The sequence below is a fragment of the Streptomyces sp. NPDC005774 genome (assembly GCF_042871645.1).
In the GTDB taxonomy this organism is placed as follows: Bacteria; Actinomycetota; Actinomycetes; order Streptomycetales; family Streptomycetaceae; genus Streptomyces; species Streptomyces pratens.
This window is the reverse complement of sequence record NZ_JBIAIV010000009.1, coordinates 209,171-217,441: the sequence shown is the minus strand read 5'-3', so window position 1 is coordinate 217,441 and position 8,271 is coordinate 209,171. Positions and strand designations below refer to the sequence as shown.

At 69.9% G+C, this 8,271-nt stretch carries 9 protein-coding genes and 1 tRNA gene; 6 read left to right on the top strand and 4 right to left on the bottom strand.

Going from position 1 to position 8,271, the window contains the following annotated elements; genetic code table 11:
- Positions 1 to 287: 287 nt before the first annotated feature.
- The 3 genes from ACFYQA_RS11875 to ACFYQA_RS11865 all read right to left on the bottom strand — a co-directional run bounded on the left by ACFYQA_RS11875 (position 288) and on the right by ACFYQA_RS11865 (position 1,468).
- Positions 288 to 362: transfer RNA gene (locus ACFYQA_RS11875), tRNA-Trp, on the bottom strand.
- A gap of 235 nt (positions 363 to 597) precedes the next feature.
- Positions 598 to 984 (bottom strand): hypothetical protein, encoded by a 387-nt coding sequence (locus ACFYQA_RS11870; RefSeq protein ID WP_388915128.1) that lies wholly within the window; start codon positions 982 to 984, stop codon positions 598 to 600.
- A 277-nt stretch (positions 985 to 1,261) separates the two neighbouring features.
- The gene (locus ACFYQA_RS11865) at positions 1,262 to 1,468 is read right to left on the bottom strand and encodes a hypothetical protein (RefSeq protein ID WP_388915125.1); all 207 of its coding nucleotides are present in this window, start codon (positions 1,466 to 1,468) and stop codon (positions 1,262 to 1,264) included.
- Positions 1,469 to 1,557: 89 nt separating this feature from the next.
- Between ACFYQA_RS11865 and ACFYQA_RS11860 the strand changes: the two genes are divergently transcribed.
- Positions 1,558 to 2,040, top strand: coding sequence for a hypothetical protein (locus ACFYQA_RS11860; RefSeq protein ID WP_388915122.1), 483 nt, complete (start codon positions 1,558 to 1,560; stop codon positions 2,038 to 2,040).
- Positions 2,041 to 2,643: 603 nt separating this feature from the next.
- Here the strand turns inward: ACFYQA_RS11860 and ACFYQA_RS11855 are convergent.
- Positions 2,644 to 2,859 (bottom strand): hypothetical protein, encoded by a 216-nt coding sequence (locus tag ACFYQA_RS11855; RefSeq protein WP_388915120.1) that lies wholly within the window; start codon positions 2,857 to 2,859, stop codon positions 2,644 to 2,646.
- A gap of 355 nt (positions 2,860 to 3,214) precedes the next feature.
- On the opposite strand from ACFYQA_RS11855, the gene ACFYQA_RS11850 reads away from it, so the two are divergent.
- The 5 genes from ACFYQA_RS11850 (at position 3,215) to ACFYQA_RS11830 (ending at position 8,216) form a co-directional block, all read left to right on the top strand.
- On the top strand, positions 3,215 to 3,892 hold the full coding sequence (locus ACFYQA_RS11850) for a tyrosine-type recombinase/integrase (protein WP_388915117.1): 678 nt from the start codon (positions 3,215 to 3,217) through the stop codon (positions 3,890 to 3,892).
- A gap of 189 nt (positions 3,893 to 4,081) precedes the next feature.
- Entirely contained in the window at positions 4,082 to 4,354 is a 273-nt protein-coding gene (locus tag ACFYQA_RS11845) for a hypothetical protein (RefSeq protein ID WP_388915114.1), read from the top strand.
- A gap of 478 nt (positions 4,355 to 4,832) precedes the next feature.
- Positions 4,833 to 5,351, top strand: coding sequence for a DUF2617 family protein (locus ACFYQA_RS11840; protein WP_388915111.1), 519 nt, complete (start codon positions 4,833 to 4,835; stop codon positions 5,349 to 5,351).
- Positions 5,352 to 5,493: 142 nt separating this feature from the next.
- Positions 5,494 to 7,197: a polyamine aminopropyltransferase gene (locus ACFYQA_RS11835; RefSeq protein WP_388915108.1), complete on the top strand. Its 1,704-nt coding sequence runs from the start codon at positions 5,494 to 5,496 to the stop codon at positions 7,195 to 7,197.
- A gap of 125 nt (positions 7,198 to 7,322) precedes the next feature.
- Positions 7,323 to 8,216 carry an SRPBCC domain-containing protein gene (locus tag ACFYQA_RS11830; protein ID WP_388915105.1) on the top strand — a complete coding sequence of 298 codons (894 nt, stop codon included), beginning with the start codon at positions 7,323 to 7,325 and terminating at the stop codon, positions 8,214 to 8,216.
- The last annotated feature ends 55 nt before the right edge of the window (positions 8,217 to 8,271 follow it).

Genomic DNA, 8,271 nt, shown 5'->3' with positions numbered 1-8,271 from the left:
GCGCCGACGACCACGTGTTCATCTGAACGAGCACCGCACGGACTCAGGTTCGAGCCGCAGCCGTGCCGCCCGGATTGGGAATCGCTTCTTAGGAGAGAGGCTGGGCGATCAAGGGCCTGACCTGCGGGTTCCCGCCTTGGACGGAGTCCGGCGCCACGTACCCTAGGTACCCTGATTCCCCGTGAGTCCCCGTCCCTTCTGGCACGACTGTGGCACGCCTGTCAGCTACTCCGCACATGGGAGTTGACGGAACCTTAGCGTTTCCTGGGGCATCCACCTGGGGCGGGCGAAGCCGGCCGGATTCGAACCGGCGTCCTCGCGATTTTGGAGACCGCGCGCGACGACCTCTGCGCTACGGCTTCGCCCGGCGGGGATCCTAGCCCATCGCGTTTCGGGACAGACCCGGCTTTCGGCACCCCCAGCGCTGCTAGGTCGGTGGGGTCTCAATGGCCGAGTCGAGTCGTCGGGCTGCCCCTCGATGCGAACTACGGGCGGGGAGGTCGCTGAGGTCTCCCGACCTGATCACGGGGGTGGCAACGGTTCGTGCCGGTCGCCTGCGGTCGCCACAGTTGCTGTACTTCTCTGCTGTACCGCAGATCAACTGCCGATGATCCGCACGATTGGCTCCCGAGATACGACCTCGATCGCTCCCCAGTCGCCTTCGAGTTGGTAGACGGCCCCGTGCTGTCGCAGCGCATCGATCCCGCCCCAGTCCTGCTCGCCGCTGGCATCCACTGCCGGCCTGATGCTGCTCTGGCGGGTCCAGGTAAGTTCCTGAACCGTGGGAAACTCGATCACGGCCTTACGGAAGCAGGCAACCTCACCTTCGAGTGGGTCCCGGTATGACGGATGGGCCCACCCGATCATGAGGTCCAGCGTGATGTTCAATCGGCCTGGTGTTGCCTGGATCTCCAGGACGAAGCTGTCCTCCAGGCTGGTGCCGTCGAAGCCAGGGAAACTCGTGTAGTGGATCGTTTCTGCCATGAGTTCCTCCCGGACAGGGGCCCATCGGGGTGCCGTCCATGGGTCGAGGACGGCACCCCCGGTTAGGCACAGGATTTGACCAGGTGGCCTCATCCTTATCAGGTCGATCACGGGGAGTCGTCGATGTCGGCCAACCCGCCTTGTTGCTCGGCTGGCTGTCCGCTGAGGTTCGACGTCGACCGCTGCGGTCCGCCCCTGTTGGTGTCAGGCACTGATGTCATGCATCCGGGACCCTCTTGACAAGACGCCCCCGGCTCCTTCAAGAGAGCGAGCAGATCTACAACTTGTCATCCCGAGCCAGGATCAGGCTGATCGATCCGTCTTCGAGATTGATGCCGCCTTCAAGGTGCTCGTGGTACCCGTTTCGAAGCTCGGGGTCTGCCAGGCCAAGGAGTCGCTCGGCAAGATCTCGTAGCCCGGTGACGTTGGCCGCGATGGTTATTTCGCCAGCCGAGCCATACACCTTGATCCGGGGTTCATCCATGGCGTCATGCTACGGCGTGGTCGGTGGAGTACAGCCCGTGGACGGCTACCGCATCTCCGGCTGTCAGTGCTGCATGCCAGTGTGCCGCCATGACGACAACGACAGAGCTCACCCTCTTCGCCGACTACTTCCAGGTGCACGTATCCGATGCGGATTCGGACGGTGATCTAAGCGGCGCGTGGACGGACCAGGCCGTTGCCGATCACCTCGCGGTTGCATCGGATGCGCTGGGTATCGGCACGGTGGTCAACGTCAACGTATCCGTCACTGTTGTCGTCCTGCCTCAGGAGCCGAGTGATGACAGCTCGGAATTCGATCACGTCGTTGAGGCCAGCCTCGATGTGTCGTTGGGCCGCCTGATGGTTCTGGGCTGCACGGACTACGCCCCCGAGGCGGCTACGTTTGAGGTCCCGCCAGGCTGGAACCGCGTCCGCGTGTCCCGGAGCAACTTGGCTCGGGCAACTCAGGCCGACGTCGACTCTGACGAGAGCCCCGAGACCACTGAGGAGATCCGTATCCAGGTGTGGGCGGCCCCGGAACGTCCAGCAAAGATCATCAAGCGGTGGTCTTAGCTCGACGGAGTCTTTGATGGCTGGTTCGTGTGCCCGTCCTTTGAGCCGCACTTTCACCACCATCTGTTACCCACCACTCACCTCAGCTCCCATCCCGTCCGCCGTCGACCCACACACCGTGGAGCGGGCGTGGTCCCTGGCGTCCAGGTGGAGCGCGCCACTGTACGAACGACCTGGACGCCAGGGGCCGCGTCTGCTCGGCTTTGCCTGGGTCGACGGCGGTCGGGATGGGAGCTCCCCGCGCACGCCACTACGGGCCCGCGGTCGGGAACGGTGCCCCCTCCATCCCGGTGCCGGCCGGTCCCCCGCCGGAGGCGGACTACCTCGCTCGCCTCCGCGAGCTTGGGCAAGGAACCCCCGGCTTCTTGCCTCAGTAACAGAGGTGCGGCCTACGGCCGCGCAAACCTTGGCAGCTCGCTGCGCTCGCGCGCGACGGCGTTCGGGAGCTCCCGCCCGCCGCGTGCTTCCGGGCCGACTCGGACCTGGCGTGCCCGACGGGTCGGCACAGTCCCTGCGACTCTCCCGGCTACGCTCGCGAGGGAGCGCCCCGCAGCGCGTGGCTGCGGGGTGCCGATCCACTTTCGCAACAGGCCCTAGTGGGGTTTAGTCGACCGTCTGCCCGTCGTACATACCGCCCCTGCAGGTCGGGAGCACGGGCGTCGACCGATCGATCGTTCCGCCGCCGTCCGTGCACTCACCCGGGGTGGCGCTGCCGGGCGAGGTGGCGCTGCCGGCGGTGGCGGTGGCGGCGCCTGTGAGGCCGAGTCCGGCGAGGGCTGCCGTGGCGATGACTGCGGCGAGGATTCGTCGAATGCGCATTTGGTTCGCCTTTCACGGATTGCCTCGGGTGGGGCACTAATCAGCTTGATGTTCACCCATGTGGGTGGCACGTCATGTTGGGCCATTCGGGTGACAGTGCTGTCGGGTGCGGGGTCGGTGACGCGACCCGTCGGACAGGCCCTGGAACGAAGAGACCACCCCGGCCGGATGGGTGGTCTCTTCGTTGTTCCGGAAGGGGCAGCGTCCGCAACCATCGTCTTGGCCGTGGGCCGCTCTATGCGGTGATCGACTCATGGCCACCGGCCCTATCCACCAGTGGGCGCGCGTCGGCGCAGCGCGGGCGGAGCGGGCCGGAGGCAGGAGCGTCGCCCGCAGCGGAGCCGGAGCCGCCCAGGTGCTTGCCGTTCGAGCGGCACTCTTGGAGCGCTATCAGGCGATGGTCGATGTCGGTGCCGGGTGCGGTCTGCGGCAGGGTGAGGTGTTCGGGCTGGCTGAAGATGCCCTCAGCGGCGACGGCCGCACCCTCCACGTGGTTCGACAGGTCAAGCACGTGGAGGGACATCCGGTGTTCGACCTCCCCAAGGGAGGCAAGAAGCGGGACGTACCGTTGCCCGACTCCGTTGTGGGAGCTCTCCGGGCGCATATGGACGGCTGCAAGCCCGTGGAGATCACATTGCCGTGGCGCGTGCCGGAGGGGCCGAAGGTGTCCGCCCGGCTGGTCTTCACAGCTGAGCGAGGGGGCATCGTGTGGCGCAGCAACTTCAACGCCAAGGAGTGGAAGCCGGCTCTTGCTGCCACAGGTCTCCTCCCTGCAGCGGGGGAGAACGGCCGGTACGAGTCGGCACGCGAACACGGGATGCATGCCCTGCGGCACTTCTACGCTTCCGCACTGCTGGACGCGGGCGAGAACATCAAGGCCGTCAGCGAGTACATGGGACATGCTGATCCGGGGCTGACACTGCGGGTGTACGCCCACCTGATGCCCGACAGTCGCGAGCGTGCCCGTCGTGCCATCGACACGGTGTTTCAGCGCCTCTCTCGGGAAGATCACGGCCCACAGAGGGCCCAGTGACACCCGAACGGCCCCTGGACTGAGCTTCTGTACAGGTCAGGGGCCGTTCCTCCAGATGGATCCTCAGAAGTTGCTCAACTCTGCTTTGGGCCGTGGGGGCATCGGGCATCTCCCGTCCACACGCGTGAGCGAGGCGCCCACGGGGGTCGCTTCGGGTGCATCACGGGGGAACGAAAGGACGGTGACGTCATGGTCATCGGCATCATTCTGGCTCTGGTCCTCATGTTGGTGGTCGTGTTCCTGGTGGCCGCGGGACGTCGTTCCGGGCGCCGGGCGCGCCGCGGCGGCGGCGGGGACGGCAGTGGCGGCGGGGACGGCAGCTGGTGGGCGGGCGGCGGGGCCGTCGCCGCGTCCTGCGGCTCGTCGCACGGGGGCGACGGGGGCGGGGGAGGCTCCGGTGGTTCGTCCTGCGGAGGCGGGTCGTCGTGCGGGGGCGGCGGCGGATGCGGCGGAGGCAGCTGACAGGGAGCCCGCTGAGGGGAGAGGCGGCCGGCGGCTGAACGGGTTGGCCGCCGACGGCGGAGGCAGCCGACGGCGGAGACCGCCGAGGGAACAGTGGGGTCCGCGCCTGGGGCGGGCCCCACTGGCCGCATTCGTCACCCGGACGTCGTCATCGCCAGGTGCGCGCCAGTCGTGTGCCAGTCGTGTGTCAGGCACGTGCCGGATGTGCGCCCGTCATACGCCAGGTGTGCGCCACCGTGAACAGGTGATCTGAGGGGCCCCCGAGGGGATGGAAACCGCACGAAGTTGGGTAAAAACGCTGTGCTGGGGCCTTAGTTCGTGGTTTCCTCTCATTACCAGCACAGCCCTCGGACCTCCTGCGGACCTCGTCCGACCGGTCGACGGGCTGGCGGGCCGAACCCCGGTACGACCGGGGCGTGACGGCGCCCGCATCTCCCTCTCCCCGACCCTTCTCCCTGTGCGTTTGCGGAGCCGTTCCATGCTCACGACCCTGACCACCTCCTACACCGACACGCGTGCGGCCGATCTCGCCTGGGCCCTGGGGTGCGAGCCGCTGCCCGCGCTGGCCACGCTCGACCTCGAACTGACGGGGGCCAAAGTCCAGTTGAGGCTCCTCGGCGCGTCCCACCAAGTGCTGCTGGAGGAGGAACAGGGCGTCTGTTCGGAGACCGTGGCGTGCATCCGGGGCTCCAGAACACCTCTTCCGCTGGGTGTCGCCACCCGGGTGGGCGACTGGGAGTACGAGTTCGCCGCCCGCGTGGAGATGCTCTCCCCGGGTTCCTTCGCGGGCCGCGCGCAGGAACTGCTCGCCCTGGTCGCCGACCATCCGCACGGCCTCGCCGGCGTGTTCCCCGGGAGTCCGCACGCGTTCACCGCGATGCTCGCCCAGCGTCAGGGGAGCCAGGTCCACTGGCGGACCTGGCACGCCTATCCGCAGGACGGCCAGGTGGTGGCAACCCGGACACGGGTGGGCGTGCGGGTGAAGGCAGCCGTGTGAGCTCCGTGCGAGCTCCGCGCGAGTGGTGTTCCGTCGGCGGCCCGCGCGGGGTTTCCCGGTCGTACCAGCATCGGTCAGCGGTAAACAAACATCACACGTGTGGGTGACGATCCGCAGTGGAGGTGTGACGTAACGTCGCAGAGTGATCGAAGCGCAGGCCCCCGCTCCGCCCGGCTCCGCACAGCCCCGGGACAGGCGGCGCGACAGCGACAGCGGTAGTGGCAGCGGTGGAGGCGGAGGCGACGACTCGGGCAGTTCGCTGCGGCTGCCCGTGCGGCAGGGCACCGGGCGGTTCCTGGTGCTCGCGGGTGTGTTCGTCTGCGCGGCCTGCGGGCTGGTGTACGAACTCGAACTGGTCGCCCTCGCGGCGTACCTGATGGGCGACTCGGTCACCCAGGCGTCGGTCGTGCTGTCCGTCATGGTCTTCGCCATGGGCATCGGCTCGCTGGCCGCCAAGCGGCTGCGGCGGCACGCGGCGGCCGCTTTCGGCGCCGTCGAGGCCGCCCTCGCCCTCGTCGGCGGATGCAGCGCGATGGCCCTGTACGCCGTCTTCGCCTGGACCGGCGACTGGGGTGGCCCGTGGGCGTACGGGCCACCCGTCCTGCTGGTCGTCTTCTCGCTCGCCGTCGGCCTGCTGATCGGGGCCGAGGTGCCGCTCCTGATGGAGCTGATCCAGCGGATCCGCCGCCAGGACGCGGGCGGCGCGGTGGCCGACCTGTTCGCCGCGGACTACGTCGGCGCCCTCGTCGGAGGGCTCGCCTTCCCGTTCCTTCTCCTGCCGTTCCTCGGCCAGTTGACGGGGACACTGATCACCGGCGCGGTCAACACGGTGGTCGGCGGCGCGCTGGTGCTCGGCCTGTTCCGGCAGGATCTCACCCGCCGTGCCCGCCGGCTGCTGATCGTGGCCAACCTCTGCGTGCTGACCGTCCTCGCCTCGGCCACCGTCCTCGTCGACGACTTCGAACAGGCCGCCCGCCACGCCATGTACGGCTCGGACGTCCGGGTGGCCCTGCGGACCGACGTACAGGAAGTGGTGCTCACCGGCGACCGGGACGGCCGTTCCCTCGGCCTGTTCCTCGACGGCCGGCTCCGGGTCAGCAGCCGGGACGAACTTCGTTACCACGAGGCTCTGGTGCACCCCGCGATGACCGGCCCGCACGAGCGCGTGCTCGTCCTCGGCGGCGGCGACGGACTGACCGCCCGCGAAGTGCTGCGCCACCCCGGCGTGCGACGGGTCGACGTCGTCGAACTCGACGCGGGCGTGGTGCGGCTGGCCCGCCACGACCCCGCCCTGTCCGCGCTGAACGGCCACGCCCTCGACGACCCGCGCGTACGCGTCACCACCGAGGACGCCTTCGACTGGCTGCGCGGGGCGCCCCCGGCCGCGTACGACGTGGTGGTGTCCGACCTGCCGCACCCGGAGATCACCGCGAGCACCAAGCTGTACTCGCAGGAGTTCTACGGTCTGACCCGGAGCGTGCTCGCCCCCGGCGGGCGGCTCGTGGTGCACGCGGGGCAGGTGACGTCCCGGCCCGAGACGTACTGGACGGTGGAGTCGACGCTCCGCTCGGCCGGCTTCCGCACCGTCCCGTACGGCACGGGCGGCCGGCCGGCCGGTCTCGTCACCGGCCCCGCCCGCACCCCGGCGGACACCACCCGCACCCTGCGCGACCGGGGCTTCGTCCTCGCCGCACGCACGGGCCCCGAGCTGCGCCTGGACCCGTCCGGCCCCCGCCCCCGCACCCTCACCGACACCTCCCTCGCCGCCGGAGCGCGGGCCGCCGAGCGCACCCGCGTCCCCGACCTCCCGCCGTCGACGCTGATCCACCCCCGGTACGCGCGGTGAGCCACGACCGCTGAGCCACGACCGCTGACCCGCGCCCCCTCGGACACGTGTCCGAGTCGTGCCCGCTGCGCCTTTCGTGCCGACGGGGATACAGTCCGGCGTTCCCGTGGGTAGGCTCCGCAGTCATGGAGCACGAGGTGTTCGTTCCGGTTCCGGTGGAGCGGCTCAGGGAGGCGCTGGACGATCCCGCACGGGTCGCCCACGCGGTGCCGGGGCTCCAGCACGACGCCGGAGCCGATCCGGTCGCCGGCCGGCTGAAGGTCCGCATCGGCAGCCACTCCATCACCTACCGGGGCGCCGTTCGGGTGACCCGACGGGACGACGGTTCCTACGCCGTCGAGGGCGATGCCGTCGAGACCCGCGGCACCGGCGCCGTGAAACTGGCGCTGCGGCTGAGCCTGCGGGAGACGGAGGGCGGTGCCACGCTCGCCGTCGACGGCACGGCGACGGCCGACGGCCGGGTCACGGGACTGCCGCCGGACGTGGTGGCCTCGGCGGTGGCCCGCCTGCTGAACCGCTTCGCGGCGAACCTGGGGACGACTGCGGTTACCACGGCGGGGGAGGACCCCGAGAAGGAGACGCCCGAGAAGGAGACGCCCGACGAGGAGACGCCCGACGAGGGGACGTCGTCCTCGGAGGAGTCCTCGGCCCCGGAGTCGCCTTCGGTTCCCTCGGGCCCCTCCGCCCTTGACGCGGAGATCTCCCTGCCGCCCCCCGGACCCGGGCTGCCGGACGACGTGGACGACGTGGACGAGACAGCGGACGGGCCGGTGGGTGAGGAGGACGGGGAGGACGGCGCCGACGAGGACGCCGTCGCCGAGGCCGCGCACGCGCGCCGCACCATGATCGGCCGCAGTGCCGAAGAGGTGGACCACGCCCCGCCCCGGGGCCGCTACGCGCCCGTCCCCGCCCCCCAGACCGTCTCCGTCTCCACCCCGCTGCGCTGGGCCGCCCCGGCGGCCGCCCTGGCGGTGGCCTCGGCGATCGTCGCGGTGCGGGCCCTCCGCAGGCGCGGCTGAGGCCGTATCCGGCAGGCGGGACCGGCCCGGCAGTCGAGGGCACTCTTGATCACCC

Coding starts and splice junctions, on each gene's coding strand:
- ACFYQA_RS11870 (WP_388915128.1), bottom strand. CDS start 984: ATGGCAGAAACGATCCACTACACGAGTTTCCCTGGCTTCGACGGCACC.
- ACFYQA_RS11855 (WP_388915120.1), bottom strand. CDS start 2,859: ATGCGCATTCGACGAATCCTCGCCGCAGTCATCGCCACGGCAGCCCTC.
- ACFYQA_RS11845 (WP_388915114.1), top strand. CDS start 4,082: ATGGTCATCGGCATCATTCTGGCTCTGGTCCTCATGTTGGTGGTCGTG.
- ACFYQA_RS11840 (WP_388915111.1), top strand. CDS start 4,833: ATGCTCACGACCCTGACCACCTCCTACACCGACACGCGTGCGGCCGAT.
- ACFYQA_RS11830 (WP_388915105.1), top strand. CDS start 7,323: ATGGAGCACGAGGTGTTCGTTCCGGTTCCGGTGGAGCGGCTCAGGGAG.
- ACFYQA_RS11865 (WP_388915125.1), bottom strand. CDS start 1,468: ATGGATGAACCCCGGATCAAGGTGTATGGCTCGGCTGGCGAAATAACC.
- ACFYQA_RS11860 (WP_388915122.1), top strand. CDS start 1,558: ATGACGACAACGACAGAGCTCACCCTCTTCGCCGACTACTTCCAGGTG.